17 protein-coding genes are annotated in these 19,509 nt (G+C 39.2%); 5 read left to right on the top strand and 12 right to left on the bottom strand.

The genetic code is table 11. The features are described from left to right. Positions 1 to 53: 53 nt before the first annotated feature. The 7 genes from AB657_RS12000 to AB657_RS11975 all read right to left on the bottom strand — a co-directional run bounded on the left by AB657_RS12000 (position 54) and on the right by AB657_RS11975 (position 7,893). A complete protein-coding gene (locus AB657_RS12000) occupies positions 54 to 3,560 on the bottom strand; it encodes an efflux RND transporter permease subunit (protein ID WP_047246696.1) in 3,507 nt (1,168 codons plus the stop codon). A gap of 6 nt (positions 3,561 to 3,566) precedes the next feature. Next, positions 3,567 to 4,733 carry an efflux RND transporter periplasmic adaptor subunit gene (locus AB657_RS11995; protein ID WP_047246695.1) on the bottom strand — a complete coding sequence of 389 codons (1,167 nt, stop codon included), beginning with the start codon at positions 4,731 to 4,733 and terminating at the stop codon, positions 3,567 to 3,569. A 26-nt stretch (positions 4,734 to 4,759) separates the two neighbouring features. After that, positions 4,760 to 6,100, bottom strand: a complete 1,341-nt coding sequence (locus AB657_RS11990) for a TolC family protein (RefSeq protein WP_047246694.1) — start codon at positions 6,098 to 6,100, stop codon at positions 4,760 to 4,762. Further along, a complete protein-coding gene (locus AB657_RS11985; protein ID WP_047246693.1) occupies positions 6,101 to 6,706 on the bottom strand; it encodes a TetR/AcrR family transcriptional regulator in 606 nt (201 codons plus the stop codon). It lies immediately after the preceding gene. Between the two features lie 86 nt (positions 6,707 to 6,792). After that, positions 6,793 to 6,939, bottom strand: a complete 147-nt coding sequence (locus AB657_RS17995) for a hypothetical protein (protein ID WP_157491713.1) — start codon at positions 6,937 to 6,939, stop codon at positions 6,793 to 6,795. Between the two features lie 5 nt (positions 6,940 to 6,944). Beyond that, positions 6,945 to 7,355: a hypothetical protein gene (locus tag AB657_RS11980; RefSeq protein WP_052958700.1), complete on the bottom strand. Its 411-nt coding sequence runs from the start codon at positions 7,353 to 7,355 to the stop codon at positions 6,945 to 6,947. Positions 7,356 to 7,359: 4 nt separating this feature from the next. Continuing rightward, the gene (locus tag AB657_RS11975) at positions 7,360 to 7,893 is read right to left on the bottom strand and encodes an RNA polymerase sigma factor (protein WP_047246692.1); all 534 of its coding nucleotides are present in this window, start codon (positions 7,891 to 7,893) and stop codon (positions 7,360 to 7,362) included. Positions 7,894 to 8,033: 140 nt separating this feature from the next. Between AB657_RS11975 and AB657_RS11970 the strand changes: the two genes are divergently transcribed. After that, complete coding sequence (locus AB657_RS11970; protein ID WP_047246691.1) at positions 8,034 to 9,008, top strand: polyprenyl synthetase family protein; 975 nt, start codon at positions 8,034 to 8,036, stop codon at positions 9,006 to 9,008. Here AB657_RS11970 and AB657_RS11965 read toward each other — a convergent pair. After that, positions 9,005 to 10,153 (bottom strand): lycopene cyclase family protein, encoded by a 1,149-nt coding sequence (locus AB657_RS11965; protein WP_047246690.1) that lies wholly within the window; start codon positions 10,151 to 10,153, stop codon positions 9,005 to 9,007. The two genes, AB657_RS11970 and AB657_RS11965, sit on opposite strands and share 4 nt — an antisense overlap. A 47-nt stretch (positions 10,154 to 10,200) precedes the next feature. Then, positions 10,201 to 12,462, bottom strand: a complete 2,262-nt coding sequence (locus AB657_RS11960) for a TonB-dependent receptor (protein ID WP_394332531.1) — start codon at positions 12,460 to 12,462, stop codon at positions 10,201 to 10,203. A 105-nt stretch (positions 12,463 to 12,567) separates the two neighbouring features. Between AB657_RS11960 and AB657_RS11955 the strand changes: the two genes are divergently transcribed. The 4 genes from AB657_RS11955 (at position 12,568) to AB657_RS11940 (ending at position 15,147) form a co-directional block, all read left to right on the top strand. Continuing rightward, complete coding sequence (locus AB657_RS11955; protein ID WP_047246689.1) at positions 12,568 to 13,230, top strand: metal-dependent transcriptional regulator; 663 nt, start codon at positions 12,568 to 12,570, stop codon at positions 13,228 to 13,230. A gap of 11 nt (positions 13,231 to 13,241) precedes the next feature. Beyond that, complete coding sequence (locus tag AB657_RS11950; protein WP_047246688.1) at positions 13,242 to 14,063, top strand: ZIP family metal transporter; 822 nt, start codon at positions 13,242 to 13,244, stop codon at positions 14,061 to 14,063. A gap of 142 nt (positions 14,064 to 14,205) precedes the next feature. After that, a complete protein-coding gene (locus tag AB657_RS11945; protein WP_047246687.1) occupies positions 14,206 to 14,646 on the top strand; it encodes a hypothetical protein in 441 nt (146 codons plus the stop codon). A 114-nt stretch (positions 14,647 to 14,760) separates the two neighbouring features. Beyond that, positions 14,761 to 15,147, top strand: a complete 387-nt coding sequence (locus AB657_RS11940) for a DUF423 domain-containing protein (RefSeq protein ID WP_047246686.1) — start codon at positions 14,761 to 14,763, stop codon at positions 15,145 to 15,147. A 55-nt stretch (positions 15,148 to 15,202) separates the two neighbouring features. Here AB657_RS11940 and AB657_RS11935 read toward each other — a convergent pair whose 3' ends face one another. The 3 genes from AB657_RS11935 to AB657_RS11925 all read right to left on the bottom strand — a co-directional run bounded on the left by AB657_RS11935 (position 15,203) and on the right by AB657_RS11925 (position 19,470). After that, positions 15,203 to 16,723: a carboxypeptidase-like regulatory domain-containing protein gene (locus tag AB657_RS11935; protein WP_047246685.1), complete on the bottom strand. Its 1,521-nt coding sequence runs from the start codon at positions 16,721 to 16,723 to the stop codon at positions 15,203 to 15,205. Between the two features lie 276 nt (positions 16,724 to 16,999). Next, entirely contained in the window at positions 17,000 to 19,225 is a 2,226-nt protein-coding gene (feoB, locus tag AB657_RS11930) for a ferrous iron transport protein B (protein ID WP_047246684.1), read from the bottom strand. Next, positions 19,222 to 19,470, bottom strand: a complete 249-nt coding sequence (locus AB657_RS11925; protein WP_047246683.1) for a FeoA family protein — start codon at positions 19,468 to 19,470, stop codon at positions 19,222 to 19,224. Before AB657_RS11925 ends, feoB begins: the two co-directional genes overlap by 4 nt. Positions 19,471 to 19,509: the final 39 nt, after the last annotated feature.

The following is a 19,509-nucleotide window of genomic DNA, read 5'->3' as shown; positions in this document are numbered from 1 at the left end:
GTACCATTGGTACCGGGCCTTTTTGTTTACTTGGTTTTATTCCGTATTCGGTGTTACGCAACACTCTCTACGGTAGAGTTGTCTTTGTTCGGTTCTTTTTTACCCATGCTCCTAAGCTTTATTTTTATGCGGTACACAATATTGAATAATACCGGTACAATAATTAAGGTTAAGAACGTTGCTACGATCAAGCCGAAGATAACCGTCCAGGCAAGTGGCCCCCAAAAGACAACATTGTCTCCACCTATGTAAATATTGGCGTCGAATTCTGAGAAAAGAGAAAAGAAGTCGATATTTAAGCCTATAGCCAATGGAATGAGTCCCAGAACCGTAGTAATTGCGGTTAAGATTACGGGTCTAAGCCTGGCCTTACCACCTATGATCATGGTCTCCGTTGCGTCTGGCAAGGTAAGAAGGTCGCTATCGTCCATATCCAATTTCACTTTTTTACGATCTATGAGAATCTGGGTGTAATCTAACAATACTACCCCATTGTTTACTACGATACCTGCCAATGATATTATCCCCATCATGGTCATCATAATTACAAACGACCAACCTGTTAGCATTAAGCCGCCGAATACTCCTATAAAGCTCAAGAATATGGCGATCATAATGATCAGCGGTTTCGAAATACCGCCAAATTGGAAGATGAGAATCAGCATTATAAGTCCTAGACCTGAGAAAAAGGCACCAATTAAGAACATTTGTTGTTTCATTTGTTCTTCTAATTGTCCTGTGTAATCTATTTTGACCGTGTCTGGTAGACCTTTAAAGTTTTCCATTTCTTCTTGGATTTCCCCAACAATGGCCCCGGCGTCGGTAAAACCTGGTTTTAATCCAGAATAAATGGTTACGACCCTTTTGCCGTCCCTATGCTTAATGGAACTAAAGCCAGAGGTGTTTTTTTCGGTAGCCACGGCAGAAACAGGAATTTCCTTAATTTGGCCTGTAGCGGCATCCCTAAAAATAATCTTTTGGTTGAAAAGAGCACTTTTGTTATAGCGCAGATCTTCGTTAAATCGTACGTTGATATCGTAATCTTCGCCATCCTCTTTGTAAACACCTGCTTTTTCACCAAAAATGGAGCGCCTTAACTGGCTGCCTACTTGCCCTACGGCCACACCAAGTTCTCCTGCCTTTTTACGGTCCACTATCACCTCCATTGAAGGTTTTCCCTTGTTCACATCGATTTTTAGTTCCTCGATACCGGCAATATTTTTTGTGTTGATGAAATTTCTAATATCCTCTGCCGTATTGATCAGCTCATCATAATCCTTCCCTTCTAGTTCTATGTTTATAGGATATCCAGCCGGGGGACCGTTAACGTCTTTTTCAACAGAGATGGCAACACCGGGGTATATGCCTTCCAGTTCGGCTTGTACCCGTGCCCTTATGTCTTCTGTATTTATGCCTTCTCTGTATTTAAATTCGCTGAAGTTTACGGTAACCTTACCTTTATGGGGCATTTCTGCAGATGAACCGCCGTCCGTAAGAGGGTTTCCGGCTCCTTCGCCAACTACTGAAACAGCTGAGGACATCATAAAGTTTTCACCGTTCTTCTTATACTTGGGGTCGTCCATAATGGCATACACCCTGTCTTCTATCTTTTTGGTGATTTCATTGGTTTTTTCAATCGATGTTCCTTCCGGGTATTCTATATATACATAGATTTCGTTGGGTTTGTTGTCGGGAAAGAACTCTATTTTGGTTCTGCCACTGCCTACCGACATTCCGAATAACATGAATACGCCGATCAGCAATAAAAATGTGATGCCAAAGTACCAATATACATTGCTACCCCTTAGGGCATGTTTTAAACGACGTTCGTACCAGTTTTCAAAACGGGACATCGTGTTTTTTTGAAAACGTATGGCAGTACCTTTAATAATGTACTTGTAGGCCCAGAACATAATTGCCGTTACGATCAAAACAGTTCCCAACCCACGCATTGCACCACCAAATATTAATATCAGCAAGCCAATACCACCTAAAATGGCACTAAGCCTGATAAGTTGTTTTAAGGTGAGCTCTTTTTCTTCGGTACTCATGAATTTGGAGACCAACATGGAATTCATAAAAATGGCCACAAAAAGAGATGAACCTAGCACTACGGAAAGTGTAATAGGAAAGTATATCATGAACTGACCGAAAATACCGGGCCATAACCCTAACGGAACAAATGCTGCTACGGTAGTCGCCGTCGATATAATGATAGGGAAGGCTATTTCTCCTATACCTTTTTTTGCGGCTTCTATACGGGGCATGCCCTCATCCATTAAACGGTATACGTTCTCTACCACCACAATACCGTTATCCACTAACATACCTAGGCCCATGATCATTCCGAAAAGGATCATGGTGTTCAGGGTATAACCTAACCATGATAGTATTACGAACGACATGAACATAGACATGGGTATGGCGAAACCTACGAACAATGCATTTCTGAAACCTAAGAAAAACATTAGTACCGTTACCACCAAGATAATTCCGAAAATGATATTGTTGACCAAGTCATCTACCTGGTTCAAGGTTCTAGAGGAAGAATCGTTAGCAATAGAAATGTGAAGGTCTTTCGGAAAATAGTTTTCCTGTTCATATTTTACGAGCTCCTTGATTTTATCGGCCGCTGAAATGGCGTTTCTTCCTGCACGTTTTTTAACGTCCAACATAACTACGTTTTCGCCAAATTCACGGGCATAAGTAGTTTTGTCCTTTGCTCTAAAGTTAATCTCGGCAATGTCTTGTAGGTAAACTGCGCCATTCTCCGATTTTACTACAAAGTTCTCTAGTTCTTTAGGGTTTTCTATTTCTCCCAGAATACGTATGGTACGTCTTTGTTCGCTAGTTTTAAGATTTCCGGCAGACATGGTCATGTTTCCATTATTAATGGCGTTGATCACATCCTGAAAGCTTATTTTGGCGGCCATCATTTTATAGATGTCTACGGCCACTTCTACTTCTTTGTCCTGTGCTCCGCGAATATCTGCTTGTTTTATCTCGGGAAGATCTTCGATTTCATCTTGAAGATATTCTGCAAATTCCTTTAGTTTTTCTACAGGGTAGTCTCCTGTAAAGTTGATGTTCATTATAGGAACTTCTTCCGAAAAATTAAGGTCAAAAACATTGGGTTCTACCTTTGCCCCGTTAAAAGTAGGCCAATCTTCACTTGCTTTTTCACTGTCTACTTCGTCCTTAACCTTTTGCTTTGCTTGCTCTACGGTAATATCTTCATCGAACTCAACGGTTAAAATAGCATAGTCTTCTTGCGAGGTAGAGGTAATTTCTACCACATTACTAATGTTTTTTAGCCGATCTTCTAGAGGGTCTGTTATCAACTTTTCTATATCCTCTGCAGTATTGCCAGGGTAAGGGGTGCTTATATATATTTTGGTTTCTACAATTTCGGGAAAGTCCTCTCTAGGCATTGCCATGTATGCAGAAAAACCGAGCCATAGAAAAATAGCGATCATTACATAAATGACCGAAGGGTTGTCAATGGCCCAAGAAGATAAACTGAATTCCTTATCGGCGTTTTTCTTTATTTTGTTGCTCATCGAATTCTAGTTTTGAATTTTTACCTTTTGTCCGTCCTTTACACTTCTGGCCCCTTCTTTGATGACATGGCTGCCATTTTCCAGGCCTGAAAGAATTTCCACTTGCGATCCTTGAACCTTTCCGGTGGTAATGATGGTTCTTTTCACCATAGCTTCATTGTCATCGTTGGGTTCTTGGGCAACGAAAACATATTGCTCTCCATCGGCATTTTCAGATATAATGCTAGATGGCAAAAGAATGGCATTGTCACTTGTATAATCGTTCAGGTTTACCTTGGCCGTTAGGTTGGGCTTGATCTTGCCGTTTTTATTGGGTACAGGTATTTCTACACTAAAGGATCTGTTCGAAGGATTTATGAAATTGCCGGTTTCCCTAACCTTGGTCTGCACACTGTCTCCAAGTACAGGAAAATAGACCAAAGCCTTTTTGCCTTTTGAAATGGAGCCTATATAGGTTTCGGGTACGTCTACCTCTATATACATATCGCTTAGGTTTACGATCCTAAAAACTTCGGACCCGGGACCTGGGGAGACAACGGTACCTTGATCTTTGATGACATCATCTATAATGCCATTGAAAGGAGCACGAATAGTTGCTTTGTTCAACTGGCTTTCAGCTTGTCTTACAGCTTCTTGCCGAGCTTCATAATCTGCCTTGGCCGATAGAAACTCGATCTCTGAGCCTATTTGTTGTTCCCATAATCTCTTTCTTCTTTCGTAAGTGGTCTTGGCAAGATCTGCCTGTGTTTTCAGTTGGGACAATTGGTTGCCCATACCTCCATCATCGATAACCGCCAATGGTTGTCCCTTACTAACACGTTGCCCTTCTTTTACGTATACTTTTTGCAGAATACCGGACATTTCTGGATACACAAGAACGTTTTGTTTTGTGGTCACGTCTCCTTGAAGCTCCAAATAATGGTCGAATTTTTGTGATTTTACCGTTATGGTATTTACCAATGGCAATTTTTCGGTAACATCCATGGTAGAAATAGCTGAGTCCAATTGTTTAATTTGACTATCTAACAGTTTTTGTTGGTCAAGTATTTCACTCTTTTTGGCCCTTAAGGCCTCTATGTTTCCTTGTGCTATGACTCCTGCAACAGATTCATCTTTTCCACCTCCACAAGATAAAAATGCCAAGGCTATGGATAGGAATAATACTTTTCTCATAATGATTCTTTTAGTGATTGATTTTTTTAGGATTGTTCGTTTAAAATTGTTTCCAATTCCGTTTTCTTGTTTATTACCTCTACCATGTCCTGTAAATATTCTTGCTGGGCCGTATACAATTGTATCTGTGCTTGGCGCAATTCAAAACTAGTGGCAATACCTTCGGTGTACTTTATCTGATTTTTTCTTTCGATGCGTTCTGCCAAGGCCAGGTTGTTTTTAGAGGTCTGGTATTCCTCTATGGCCAATACGTAATTGCTACGTGCATTTTCTAATTGTAATTTGATTTGTTGTTCGGCCTCGGTAAGTTGGGTTTTTGCCTTTTCCAATGCAATTTTTGCACGCTGGGTGCTGGCGCTCCTTTTTAGCGAACTAAATATGGGTATGTTTAGATTAAAGCCCAATATGGAAGAGTTGTACCATTGTTGTTCACCGTTTAAAAAGCTGAAAGTGTCAGAATAGGCACTGGATCCATAGTTTACAAAGGCGTTTAAAGTAGGCAAGGCGCGGCTTTTGGCCAGTTTCCATTCAAAAAACCGTTGTTCGTTCTGGTTCAGGGCCAATTTATAGTCAACATTGTTTTCTATCTTGAAATCTGTTTCCAAAAGGGCGAAATCTATTTTTTTCTCTGTTAGGTCTTCAAGGTTTTCCTTTAATTGGGTAGGGTTGTCCAAGTCTAGTCCCATGACCACATTCAACATCTGTAGTGTAATTTTCTCTAATCGCAAGGCATTTTTTAATTGACTTTCAACAGAAGATAAGGTAATCTGGAGCTGCTCTACACTTTCTTCGTCGGCCAGACCATTCTCAAAAAGCTTTGAAGTTTCATAAAGATTTTTCTCTAAAGTCTCTTTGTTTTTGTTCAGTATTGCAACGCTTTCTTTTGCCAACAATACATTGCCGTACGACTCAACTACAGATTTTCGTACTTCAAGGGCCGTTTTCTCTTTGTTGTTTGCACTATAACTCAAAAAGGCCTTGGTCGCCTGTACGCCAACGATATACGAACCGTCAAAAATTTGCTGTGTCAACGTAGCCGTGGCTGTAGCACTTTGAGGTTGCGAAAAAACAACGTCTACATAAGTTCCGGGCTCTCCACCGAAAATTTCGGCAGGTATTACCGTTACAGGCTGTTTTAATTGATTTTGATAGCTGATTTCACCATTTATCTGTGGTAAACCTGCGGCAATCGTTTCCCATTTTTGCTTTTGGGCATCTATAAGATCCCTGTCGGCATTAATGGCGCTATAGTTGTTTGCCAAGGCATAGGCAATGGCTTCGTCTAAAGTAAAACTATTGGTCTGTTCTTGGCCATAATTGAACTGTAGAACTACAATAAAGAGAAAAATAAATAGTGGATGTCGCATTTATTGTTGGATTGAATTGATGATTCTATTTAAGATGTCTTCCCCTTTTTCGGTTACGATTCCACGTAAATGATATTCTAGAAAGTCGTCCATTAGTGTTGAAATTGGAAACCTCTCTATCGGAAAAAGCTTTTGATCTTTAATACTGTTAATGCCCGAAAAGTATATTCTGGCTATAAATTCCGGATTTAAATTAGGACGATATATTTCTTGCTCTATTCCTCGTTCTACATTCGATACTAGACATTTCTGCATTTTGTTCAACTGCATTGATTTCATGTTCTCATGAATTTTGGGATAATACTTCATGAGCTGAAATTGAGGGGATGTTTTCTCGTCTTTAAGATGAGACATTACATATCTTTTAATGTCGTACAATTCTTCGATGGGGTTTTTGCCCAATGCGATTAAAGAATCTATACCGTTGTTTATAGTGCAGATCTTGTTCATTACACAATCTTCTATAAGAGCGGTCTTGTTAGTGTACGAACTATAGATCGTTTTTTTAGAAATGCCAATGGCATTGGCTATATCATCCATGGTAACGCTCTTAAAACCATAGTTTAAGAACATATCCGTTGCCTTTTCCTTTATTTTTGTTTTCATAATCGGGGGCAAAGATAGGTTAGGAAACTTTTAAAACTATAAAAGTTTCTTAAGTTTTACATTTTGTTAACATAAGTATTGCCGGTTTATTGTGTTTTTTTGTGCAGCTTTTCTTTCTCCGGTTTGTCGGATGAATGCCCATGTCTAATAGTGGAGCTTTTGTTTAGGCTCCAGAAGAAGGCTTTGTTTTTTATGCTGTATTTTCTTTTGGTATTTTTTGTCTTGCTTTCCATAAGGTTTATTTTTTATTTCGTTCTAGGTAATTTTTGTACGCTTGTTCTCCTTCTTCTTTCCAGAATTCATCATAATGTTTCCAGTCAGAAAAGTCATTTTTCCAATCCTTACAATTGCTGCCAAAAAAACGTTTCTTCTTTGATTTTACTTTTTTATCGTGGCTTTTATCACCACTGCCTCCAAATCCGAATATAATTTTGGCGAGAATCAATATGCCCAATGCTTTCCAATAATCTACTTGGGGTAAACCAAATAGGTAGGGCATTAGCCAATTCCATAATAACATTACAATATATCCTACCAAGAATGCAATGGCTATTCCCAATATGATATACATGATTATTTTGAGAACTTTTTTAATAAATTTCTTTGCTTTTTTTTCCATATGTTTTTCCATGATATCTTTTGTTTCCATAGTTTTATTCTTTAAGTGACTCTAGTTTTTTTGTTAGAATGGACATTGCCCTATGCCTTCGAGACATGAGTGTGCCGGGCGATATACCCGTTTGTTCAGATATTTCCCTATAGGTATAATTTTCAAAATCGACCGCAATAATAATGTCTCTATAAGCAGGCTTTAGCTCTGTTATGGCTACTTTTAGTTTTTGTATTAGTTGTGTCGAATATTCCTCTGGGAGGTCTTCATAAAATTTGCTGGCAAAGTCGGTCCATAGCAATTCTACCGTTTCTTCATTATGAATTCTTTCCTTTTTGGTTCGCATTATGTCTATGATCCTATTCTTTATTGCGTTGTAAACGAAACCGCCAATATTATGTATTGGTAAAACATCTATTGGTCTAGAGAACAATCTTAGGGCAACATCTTGTATAATATCTTCCGCATCGCTTTCGGCCGTGTGGTTAATTTTTGAACGCACAAAGCTCTTTAACGAGTTGTATTCCTCTTCAAAGAAGTTGGTAAGGCTGTTATCTTGTTGTTTTTTAGAAACCATTAAAGGCTTTTCTTAGGTCTTCAGTATTAAAGACGATGGTTTTGGAAACTATTGCATTTTTTTTAAATATTTTTCTATAACATCTGACGGATATATAAGCTTTTTGTAACAATGGATGTATTTTTGAAAAAAAATGTGCTATGCATTCCATTGAATTTTATCGATCAGAATTCATCTCTTATTTAGACTCCAAATTAACGGCGAAAGAACCTGTTAACCTTTACGAGCCCATAAACTATATTCTCAAATTAGGGGGGAAAAGGCTGAGGCCCACTCTTGTTTTGCTTACGGCAGAAATTTTTGAGACCAATTATCAAAAGGCATTGGACGCGGCGTTGGCGGTAGAGGTTTTTCACAACTTTTCGTTGGTACATGATGATATTATGGATGCAGCGCCCGTGAGACGTGGAAAGGCCACGGTACACGAAAAATGGGATGTAAATACCGGTATTCTCTCTGGTGATGCCATGCTTATTTGGGCATATCAACTATTCGAGAATTACAAAACCCATATTTTTAGAGGGCTTGCCGAACTTTTTAGTACCACGGCCCTACAAGTATGTGAAGGACAACAGTACGATGTAGATTTTGAGACCCGTGATGATGTAGCTCTTTCAGATTATTTAAAAATGATTGAGTATAAAACAGCTGTCTTAGTGGCGGCAGCTATGAAAATGGGGGCCATTGTGGCAGAGGTTTCCGAAACATCGCAGCAAGACATGTATAATTTTGGGCTCAACCTTGGAATAGCCTTTCAAATTCAAGATGACTATCTAGATGCTTTTGGTGACCCCAAAACATTTGGAAAACAGGTGGGGGGCGATATTATAGAGAACAAAAAGACGTATCTCTTTATTAAGGCGATGGAATCGGGTTCTAAAACGGTTAAAAAAGAGCTTTTGGACCTATACTCCATTCAGCCTCAAGAACCGGAGGAGAAAATTGAGGCGGTAAAAACAATTTTTGAGGAAAGTGGTGCATCCATAGCAGCTCAGGAGGCTATTAAGGCCTACACGGAAAAGGCCTTCGTTATTTTAGAGAGTCTAGAGTTAGCGCAGGAGAAAAAGGATGTTCTGAGAAAATTTGGCGAAAATTTAATGAGGCGTACCGTTTAGAACAAGCGGCTAAAAAAAGCTTTGAGAAAAGGTTTCTTAGGGCAAGCCATTATAAAATGCACATCTTCCGGTAGGGAAGTCTCTTCATCTAAAAACTTAAAGATCAGTTGAGGTCTTCTTTTTTTGAACAGGCTTTGAAAAATACTATATCCGAGGGCATTGTTGCTATGTAAAACATCTAGGAACAATAGGTCGTAGAACCAGAACCTGTTTTTAAACTTAAAATCGGTCAAAGTTTTTCGGTTTTTTAAATGGGCGATTAAACGAGGAATTTTTTTGGAGGTGCTCATAAAGGTATAGCCGGTACTGGGTTTTGCCCAACCACCAGCGGTACCTATATTCAGCACGCTAGAAGTGTTGTGAGCATCAAAGTTATAACAGGTCATTGGTATATTGCCTTCTTCGGTTTCCAAGATTTCGTAATCGTAACAATGCAGGTGTTCTGATACATAATTTTTAATGGCGTTTTCGTACTCGCTTTTTGGTAATGTTTCTTCAGAAAACAAGGTATATTCTATTAAAGCTGTATTCTCTTTAAAAGGTAGTACGTACATGAATCTTGTATTCCCTTTTTGCGGAATGGAAAAATCCATATAGGTAGCTTGGTCTGTATCGAATGTTATGTCTTTGGCCTTTATCGTCCAACCTAAAAAATGCTGTCGTAGTACAGGATATTTTTGCTGGTAGGTCATGTGTGCATAATTGAAAATGCTATTAAAAACCTGTTTTGTGGTGTAATCGTTTTCAGGGGTCGTAACCGTGGCCCCTGTGTTGTTTTCCTTTATGCCGGTAACCGTTTCTTGTCTAAATGTTATATTCTTATATCTCTTTAACCGATTTATGTAGTGGGTATAAAAATCAATCCCCCGTACCATTTTATATACATAGGGAGAAATGGCAGAACGTGTTGAAAAATCTGGTCCCGAAAACAGGATGTGGTTCCATTTTTTAGAAACTATTTCATCGAAGGGGCCATCTTCTTTTTCCCAAAAACACCAGGTTCTGTCGTTGGTAGTTTTAGGGTCTTTATCCAATATAAGAATACACTTTTTGCTAAAATGGGCATCTTTGCCAATGGCATCCGCCAACATGAGCCCTGCGGCACCTGCGCCAACAATTATATAATCGAAATCGGTATCGGCCATGTCTCAAAAATAGTAATTAATACCAGCAAGATTAACGTATTTGATTATTAATTAATACGATAGCGTACGCCTAGAAACCCGCGTATACCTTGATTGGGCCCATAAACATAAGAGGGGTCAAAAGTTAGGGCATAGGGGTTGTTGGGGGTTGCCACGGGGCTGCCGTTGCTATCAAAAGTCACCTCTTTATCAAAAGGGTCGTTCGCCCTTGCGATTATAAAAGGGTTTCCTCGGTTCGGTGTCCAGTTCAGCAGGTTTTTGATGCCGCCATAAAACTCGAGTTTATCTAAGCCTTTATAGGTGAATTGTATGTTTTGAATACTCCATGCCGGAGAATAATCACTTCTAGGATCTAAGTCTCCCAATGTGGGCAGTCGCATGGGGCCATACAGGTTTCCTGTGTAATCTATGCTGAGGTGTAGATTTTTAAAAGTATATCCTAAATTCCAGGTTCCGGTATACGTTTCTGTTAATATTTGCCGTGTTGTAATACCGTTTTCTGTTTGACTGACATCTTGCAAGGTTGCTCCTAATAAGAATTTAAAACCACTTGGAAAAGAAACATCAACATTGGCGCTAATTCCTTTAGAAACCGATTTGCCCTTTAGGTTGTCATAGATAATTTTGTTGGGGTCTGTATCATAATCGGGTAAGATGGCATTGCTAAAATGAGTGTAGAAGAGCGATGCATCTATACTGGCAAATGTACCGTTGCCACCATATATTTTCTTAAGATAATTAAGGTTTACGTTAAAGGAGCGTTCCGGATCTAGGTCTTCTGTGACCACTACGTCCCTTGCTCCCGTTAGGGCGGCATGTTCTTCGGTAAAAAGATTTACGACCCTAAATCCCGTTCCGGCATTTAACCTTATGATATCGTTGTCCGTCATTTTCCATCTATAGGCCGTTCTGGGGGTAAAAATGCTACCATGTCTTTGGTCATAATCGTATCGTAAGCCTACCAGTAGCGAGTGTTTTTTTGCTATACTGATCTCGTCTTGAACAAATACACTCGGAATTACTACTTCATCTGCCGATACGGTCGCCGTCGTATTATCATTATAATAATTATATCTTATAGCCGTACCTATTAGCAGGTCGTGGGCATTTATCTTTTTGTCCCACGTAAGCTGCCCGAAGCCTATACGTTGATCGGCCAAATAGGCAACATCTCCATATACCGAGTTTTGATTATGGTCATTGTAAGAAAAGGAGAATAATAGTTTTTCTTTTACCGGTAATTGATATTTGCCCAGTATTTCCCATCGTCTTGTATAAATACTTTCTCCATAGATTTCATCTCCACCCCGATATTCAGGTGTCCATTGCAGTTCTCCTCCCCAACGGTCTTCGTAGAAGAAACGACCGGCCACGGAAAAGATGCGGTTTTCTTTTCTTTGAAAGCTCCATTTTTGAAAAACCGATATTCTGTCCTGTAGGGTAAGGTCTGTAAAATTATCGCCATTGTTATCTATTACTTGGTCAAAGTTGAAATAATTAACGCCCAATAGTAAATCGGTATTTTTGCCAATGTCGATTTTGGCACCTACATCCAGGTTATATTCTCCCCAGCCCGTTGCAAAAATATCAGCGGCAAAATCAGGGGCGTCCAAGGTGTTTTTGGTTATAATGTTTATGAGTCCGCCTACGGCCTCGCTTCCATATAGACTAGAGGCTGGACCTTTCACGATTTCGATTTGTTCAATTAAAGAGTTAGGTATACCAGATAGGCCGTATACCGTTCCCAACCCACTTACAATGGGCATGCCGTCTATTAACACAAGGGTGTAAGGGCCTTCCAGTCCGTTAATGTGTATATCTCCGGTATTACAGACATTGCAATTTATCTGAGGTCTTACTCCGTTTACATTTTGAAGAGCTTCGAAAACACTTGCCGTTGGATTTTTTTTAAGGAAAGTAGGACTATAAACTTCTACAGGAACAGGACTTTCTGAACGTTTTACCGCTTTGAGAGTGCCGGTTACCACCATTTCTTCTAGATTTTCGGTAGAGGGAACGAGGTTTATGTTCATGGTCTTGGATTGTCCGGGATTCAAAACTATTCTCAAGGCAGACGGTTCGTATCCTATAACAGAAGTTATTATAACATGCGCTCCGGGCGTCATATTGGTGAGTTCATAGAAACCGCTTTCATTAGAGGAGGTTCCTGTATCGGTGTCCTTAAGGTAGATGTTGGCAAAGGGTACAGGTTCGTTGCCCGACATAACCCTACCCGATACGGTTATGTTCTGTGCAAAAGTAAAAGAGCTGACAACCACTAAAAGTATAATGGATAATTTGATTTCTATATTTGTCAAAACGATATTTTATTAAACTAAATAAATTTTTAGACAAAACTAAATATTTGTTTTTATATATAAAAATGTATTTTTGTGTAGAATAAAAAATTAATAATGACACTTTCGGAAGAAGACTATATAAAGGCAATTTATCATTTGGGCAAAGGCATGGAGCAAGCGGTTTCTACAAATTCTATAGCCGAACAGATGGATACCAAGCCATCATCGGTGACCGATATGCTCAAGAAATTGTCCGAAAAGGATTTGGTGTTCTATAAAAAGTACAAAGGGGTTCTTCTTACGGAAACAGGAAGGTTATCTGCCTTGTCCATTATAAGAAAACATAGGTTGTGGGAAGTTTTTTTGGTAGATAAGCTGGATTTTGCCTGGGACGAGGTGCACGAGGTGGCCGAGCAATTGGAGCATATTAAAAGTGAGAAACTTATTGATAAACTGGATGCTTATTTAGGAAACCCCAAGGTAGATCCCCATGGAGACCCTATTCCTTCTAAAGACGGGGAGTTTAAAAAATCCGTAAAGAGGTTGGTTACCGAACTGCCCATTGGATCACAGGGCATATGTGTGGGGGTGAACGATTCTTCGGTGGCCTTTTTAAAGTTTTTGGACAAGAATAATATTTCATTGGGAGATACCCTTGAAATTTTGGATAAGGAAGATTTTGATGGATCTCTGAGCATTAGGATCAAAGGGAAAGAAATGAGGATTTCTGAACAAATAGGCTCCAATCTTTTTTTAGAGGTGCTTGAAAAGGATTAAATAAAATAGATATGCAAGAAGTTATAGATTATTTTGAATCGATCAACCCTGTTTTGGCGGCATTCTATGCCACGTTGTTCACATGGGGGCTTACAGCGGCAGGTGCGGCCTTGGTTTTTCTGTTCAAAACCATGAACAGGGCGGTTCTGGATGGTATGCTCGGTTTTACTGGAGGCGTAATGGTGGCGGCCAGTTTCTGGAGCTTATTGGCACCGGGTATTGAAATGAGCCCGGGAGAGGGTTTTCTAAAAGTGGTGCCTGCGGCAGTGGGGTTTCTTTTAGGGGCCGGATTTATATTTGGGCTGGATAAAATTCTACCTCATTTACACATTAATTTTAAAGAAAGTGAAGCAGAAGGGGTTAAAACGCCTTGGCATAGAACCACTTTGTTGACCCTAGCTATAACCTTGCACAACATTCCAGAAGGTTTGGCGGTAGGTGTGCTTTTTGGTGGTGTGGCAGCTGGTTTTGAAGGTGCTTCCATTGGTGGCGCGGTTGCCTTGGCCTTGGGTATAGGCCTACAGAATTTTCCAGAGGGTTTTGCTGTCGCGATGCCTTTAAGGAGGCAAGGGCTTAGTAGAACTAAAAGCTTTATGTATGGCCAGGCTTCGGCTATCGTAGAACCTATTGCGGCCGTTCTTGGTGCGTGGGCGGTGTTGACCTTTCAGCCAATATTACCATATGCCCTGTCTTTTGCGGCCGGGGCCATGATTTTTGTTGTAGTGGAGGAAGTCATCCCCGAAACCCAACAAGATAAATATACCGATATTGCTACGATGGGCTTTATTGGAGGCTTTATTATTATGATGACTCTAGATGTTGGTTTGGGATAAAAGCTGGTTATCCTATAAACTGTTCATGAAAAATAATTTTTTAAAATTTAAAGAGTTATTCTATCTACACGGGACATTTGATAAAGCAAATGCCCGATAATTTGTTCTAAATTAGTGGAGGTAAACCATAAGCAACATAGGTATGGGTAAAAAGGGTAGGCACTGGATATGGAATTTGTTATTGATCATTACAGTGATCGTATGCGTATCCGTTTTAACGATGCACTATAAAAATTGGGTAAAAGCTACATCTGATCACCTTGGTATCTTGTCTGGATTTTATAGCGAAAAAGTACCTTATGCCGAATTGGATAGTGTAGTGTTCGTTGAAAAAATTCCGCCTATGATACGGTTAAACGGTTTTTCTGCACTGGAGAAGGAAAAAGGAATTTTTAGGGAGTTCAAAGACTCTTTAACCGATAAGAGCATTCATGTTTTTGTGGACAATATTACACAGCCCAAGATAAAACTGGTGTATAAAGACTCTTTAAAACTATATTTTAATCTTAAGGACTCTCTAGAGACGGTAAATATGTATGACGCCTTGCAAGAAAGGCTGAAGCAAAATGAAAGTCCTGATTAGAAGGGGCGTGCCATAAAAAATGTATCTCTTTGTTTTGTTAAATATGCTTAATAAACCTGTGCCGTTTTTGTAGCCTTCAGATTTTCATTATTCATATATTTGATAAAAAGTTAAATGGTACTTCTTACTCAATTTATAGGTGCATTCTTTGGTCTGTTGGCAATTATTTTTGGCGCTTTTGGGGCCCATGCCTTAAAAAAGTCTTTTAATGCCGAACAGATAGCTAGTTTTGAGACGGGTGTAAAATATCAAATGTACCATGCCTTGGTATTGCTCATGATCGGTTTTAACCTAAATCTAGAGACTTCATTGGAAAAGTACATGGTGTATTGCTTTATAATGGGCACCTTTCTTTTTTCTTTTAGTATTTACGGTTTGTGCATTAGCGGTGCAAGGGGCAATAAATGTAGATTTTTAGGCCCTGTAACTCCTTTTGGAGGAATGCTCTTGGTTATAGGTTGGGGATTGTTAATGTATTCGTTTATTAAGAACTTTATATAGTCCACCATATCTACAGCTCGGTATTCTTTTGATAGGTGTTTTTTAACAACAGAGACTAGTATTCTGGTTGCACTTCCGATTTAAATTCTTTGATAGCGGTATTGGGAGCCATAATAGTGTAACCTTCCCAGAATTTGGGATCATAATCGGGCATGTACTGTGGAAGCACATCGTTTGTTTCTTTAAAGGCCGAAAATTGACTTTCTTTTATAGGTTCTTCGTCAAAAACTACCACTTCGTATTTATTGAGGCCACCAAAAGCGGCATCTATCTTAAGATGCAGTTCGTTCTGTTTTCGACGCCCCTTTACATTTTTGTTTTTTTCGATGATCTTAATAGGTCTTTTGAAGCCTACCCGATTCCCTTTGGTGATTTCATAATAACGTAAACTGTATAATCCGTCATCGCCCTTACCGAAAAGAATGCTGCCTTTGGCCAAATATTCGTTCAATGAGATACCCAAAAGGTTAAAGGTTCTAATGGGTTTTACGTTTTCGAAATCCATTTTTACAATGGCAAAGTCATTGGCATCTACATATAATTTTCCTTTGAAATCTTCTGAACGTTTGGGCTCGAACGCGATTACATATAGGGCCTTATCACCAATAAAGGAGAATTCTTCCAGAGATAGATGGTAACGGTTGGGTTTCCATATGATGTTATAATCCGAATCTTCAAAAATGGGTAGATTGGCATATAAATTTCCCAAGGTCCTTTTTTTGTAGTTGGCAAAGAACTTTTTTCTGTTCTTTTCTTCTTCCAAACGTTTGTTTACGGCGGCTACATCATTAGAGTCTACCTCGGCTTCAAAGAGGTCTTCCGCATCTACCTTGGTGCCGAACAAGCCAGATTTTACCTTAAAATATGAATCGGTCTTTACGTTCTTTTTAATGATCTGGTTAAAACGTTCTTCTAAATTGTCTACATCCAAGCGTTTGCTTTTGTCATATAGTTCAGAAGCTTTTATAAGACCTAGTTTTTGTTCGTCCTTATCGTTGGTTCCATAGAAATCTCCCAAAACTTCGGTGTAGTAGGTGTCACTTTTTGGAATAGAGCGCACTACACTGTCTAAAAAAGACCTATTAAGGGCGTCAATGGTAGATTCTTTGATCCGGTAATCCGTTTTTATAATGTTGTTCTGATAGGTTTCCCTTAAAAAAAGTCTTTTTTTCGTGAAACCATATCGATAGTTTTTTTGAAGATTTTCTTCTACAAGATCTATGATTTCTTCTGGGCTATAATTCTTGTTCGATACTATAACTCCATTAAGTTCAATGGCCTTTGGGCTCATCAGAATTCTATTTTCCTTAAACTGGTTCAGGGGTTTGGATATGGACTCATATCCGATGCAGGAGATAAACAAGGAATCTGTTTCTTTGACTTTCTCGTCTATCAAAAACGAAAATCTTCCCTCTTCATTGGTAATAACACCTTTGTTGTTCAATAATACGGTCGCGTAGGGGATAGGCTCTTGGGTAACGCTATCAAGTATTCTTGAGTTCAGGGTTTGTGAAAAAAGCAAAAAAGAGGAACAGGTGTAACATAAAAGAACAAGTACTACAGGAATTCTTTTCATATAATTGGTTGCTTACTTACAAACTAAAGTATACCCTGGCAGATAACCATACTCTTTTACATTTTATTGGGATGTTTTTATTGTTTTTTTAACGAAAGGTCTTCTAAATCAATGTGCTGTGTAAAAATCAATGACACCCGCAACCATCTTGTCCGCAAGTTTTTTTGCTTGGTTTTTTAGTAGTCAAAAAACTAGGGAGAAAGAATTTTTTAATAATATAACCTACGGCGATCGCTAGGGTTATATAAACTAATATTTGTTGAAGTAAATCCATCTCTATTTTAATAATTGATAGGCTATTAAAGCTACAATATAAGCAAAAAGGCTCATGAAAACCAGCTGACCTGCCGGCCATTTCCATGAATTGGTCTCTCTCTTTACAATAGCCAAGGTACTCATACATTGCATGGCGAAAGCATAGAACAATAACAGCGAGATACCTGATGCCAGATTAAACAAGGGTTCTTTTGTTATGGGGTTTACTTCGGCCGCCATTCTGTGCTTTATGGTTTCCTCTTCGTCGTTTCCAACACTGTAAATGGTAGCCAGTGTACCCACGAACACTTCTCTGGCGGCAAAGGACGTTAGCACGGCGATGCCTATTTTCCAATCATAGCCCAAAGGCCTTACGACAGGTTCTATAGCTCTGCCCATGATGCCCATATAAGAATGCTTAAGCTTGTAACTGGCGATTTCTTGGTTCAGGGCCCTTTCTTCCAAGACGACGGTATGAAGGGCTATGGAATCTTGGTACGCTGGGTCAGATTCGTGTAGCCCCATAATAGGTAAAGTAGCTTTGTATTCCGCTATTTTATTTTCGATATAAGACTCACTGAAGGTGTTAAAACCTTCGGCTTCTATTCTTTTTGTGACAATGGTTTCCGCATTTTTAAAATCATCGGAATGCCCATTAGAACCTAGAAACCATAGAATAATGGAAATCGCCAAAATGATTTTACCGGCACCAAAAACAAAACTCTTGGTTTTTTCCAGTACGGTGTAAGCTACATTTTTAAAAAGTGGTAGTTTATAATTCGGTAATTCTATAACGAAGAAGGTTCTGCTCTTTATTTTCAATATCTTGTTAAGCACCATGGCCGATAGTATGGCGACACCAAAGCCAAGTAGGTATAGTAGCATTAAGGTAAGGGCCTTAAAGCTTAAACCCAGTACGTTTCCTTCGGGAATTACAAGGGCGATTATTATAAGGTATACCGGTAGCCTGGCAGAGCATGTAGTGAAAGGTGTTACAAGAATTGTAATTAATCTTTCTTTCCAATTCTCGATGGTTCTGGTCGCCATCACGGCAGGTATGGCACATGCGGTACCCGATATTAAGGGCACTACACTTTTTCCGCTTAGACCAAAAGGTCGCATTATCTTATCCATGAGGAATACTACGCGGCTCATATAACCACTTTCTTCCAATAGGGAAATGAACAGAAACAAAAATGCTATTTGGGGAATAAAGATGACAATACCCCCAATACCTGCCAAGATACCTTCTGCGATCAAATTGGTGAACACTCCTGGAGGCAATGTTTCTTTTACCCATTCTGTGGCAGAGGCAAAGAAGCCGTCTATTAGGTCCATTGGGTATTCGCTCCATCCATAAATAGCTTGGAAGATGGTAAGCAGAATTACAAAGAAAATAAGGTACCCAAAGATTTTATGGGTCAATATTTTGTCCAAGGTAGCCCTGAATCCCTTAGCGGCATTCACATCTACCTTGTATGTTTCTTTGAGTATGCCGTTAATAAACTGATACCTAAGAATAGTTTCTTTTTGCTGTAGCCTTTTGAGTTCCGATTTGGATTTTGTTGCAAAAGAGGATGTGTCCGGAATCAGATTTTTCTGAATTGGCATAAAGTTTACATCCTGCGTTATCACCAACCATAACTTGTATACATCTTCTTTTGGAAAAGCGTTTTTTAACCGTTCAAAATAATCGGGCGCTATGGCCGTAGTGTCCACATTCGGAACTTTAGAAATGTTTTTGTAATCGGCAATTAACTCCTTTAATCTATCAATGCCCGTTCCCTTACGGGTACTTACCAAGGCAACTTTGGCGTTGAGTTTCTTTTCTAAAAGTTCAATATCTATACTAATACCTTTACGAGACATTCGATCGGCCATATTTATAACAAGTATGGCGGGTATTTTTAAATCTTTTATCTGTGTAAATAAGAGCAGGTTTCTTTTTAGGTTCTCAACGTCGGACACAACCAAGGCTACATCTGGGTGGTCTTTATCGTTTTTGTTGAGAAGTAGCTCTACCGCCACACTTTCGTCCAGAGAGGTTGTGTTTAAACTGTAGGTTCCCGGTAGGTCTATAATGTGGGCCTTTACGCCCCTTGGCAATTTGCAGATACCTTCTTTTTTTTCAACGGTAATACCCGGGTAGTTTCCTACTTTTTGATTGAGTCCGGTGAGTTGGTTAAATACAGAGGTTTTACCAGTATTGGGGTTCCCGATTAGGGCCACATTAATTTGTTTGCTCATAACACAACATCTTCTTCTTCAACAATATCCAATGCGATCTGTTCGGCCATGGAACGTCTTATGGCAATGTGCGAACCATTAACATTTATGTATATAGGATCTTTTAAGGGGGCTACTTGTACCAGTTCTATGACATTGCCCGGAAGGCAGCCCAATTCCAATAACTTTATAGGTAGTAGGTTTTCGGTAAACTCTTTGATAATGCCCTTTTGGCCCCGTTTTAAATCTGCGACAGTAGTTTCCAATCTTTATTTAGATTCATTATAAGTAATCAAAAATAACTC

It is taken from the genome of Maribacter thermophilus (assembly GCF_001020565.1).
GTDB lineage: Bacteria > Bacteroidota > Bacteroidia > Flavobacteriales > Flavobacteriaceae > Maribacter > Maribacter thermophilus.
The sequence above is the reverse complement of the archived record's forward strand: the minus strand, read 5'-3'. Positions and strand labels throughout refer to the sequence as shown.

Coding starts and splice junctions, on each gene's coding strand:
- AB657_RS12000 (WP_047246696.1), bottom strand. CDS start 3,560: ATGAGCAACAAAATAAAGAAAAACGCCGATAAGGAATTCAGTTTATCT.
- AB657_RS11965 (WP_047246690.1), bottom strand. CDS start 10,153: ATGGCCGATACCGATTTCGATTATATAATTGTTGGCGCAGGTGCCGCA.
- AB657_RS11945 (WP_047246687.1), top strand. CDS start 14,206: ATGGGTAAAAAGGGTAGGCACTGGATATGGAATTTGTTATTGATCATT.
- feoB (WP_047246684.1), bottom strand. CDS start 19,225: ATGAGCAAACAAATTAATGTGGCCCTAATCGGGAACCCCAATACTGGT.
- AB657_RS11980 (WP_052958700.1), bottom strand. CDS start 7,355: ATGGAAACAAAAGATATCATGGAAAAACATATGGAAAAAAAAGCAAAG.
- AB657_RS11995 (WP_047246695.1), bottom strand. CDS start 4,733: ATGAGAAAAGTATTATTCCTATCCATAGCCTTGGCATTTTTATCTTGT.
- AB657_RS11990 (WP_047246694.1), bottom strand. CDS start 6,100: ATGCGACATCCACTATTTATTTTTCTCTTTATTGTAGTTCTACAGTTC.
- AB657_RS11955 (WP_047246689.1), top strand. CDS start 12,568: ATGACACTTTCGGAAGAAGACTATATAAAGGCAATTTATCATTTGGGC.
- AB657_RS11975 (WP_047246692.1), bottom strand. CDS start 7,893: ATGGTTTCTAAAAAACAACAAGATAACAGCCTTACCAACTTCTTTGAA.
- AB657_RS11950 (WP_047246688.1), top strand. CDS start 13,242: ATGCAAGAAGTTATAGATTATTTTGAATCGATCAACCCTGTTTTGGCG.
- AB657_RS11940 (WP_047246686.1), top strand. CDS start 14,761: ATGGTACTTCTTACTCAATTTATAGGTGCATTCTTTGGTCTGTTGGCA.
- AB657_RS17995 (WP_157491713.1), bottom strand. CDS start 6,939: ATGGAAAGCAAGACAAAAAATACCAAAAGAAAATACAGCATAAAAAAC.
- AB657_RS11935 (WP_047246685.1), bottom strand. CDS start 16,723: ATGAAAAGAATTCCTGTAGTACTTGTTCTTTTATGTTACACCTGTTCC.
- AB657_RS11970 (WP_047246691.1), top strand. CDS start 8,034: ATGCATTCCATTGAATTTTATCGATCAGAATTCATCTCTTATTTAGAC.
- AB657_RS11985 (WP_047246693.1), bottom strand. CDS start 6,706: ATGAAAACAAAAATAAAGGAAAAGGCAACGGATATGTTCTTAAACTAT.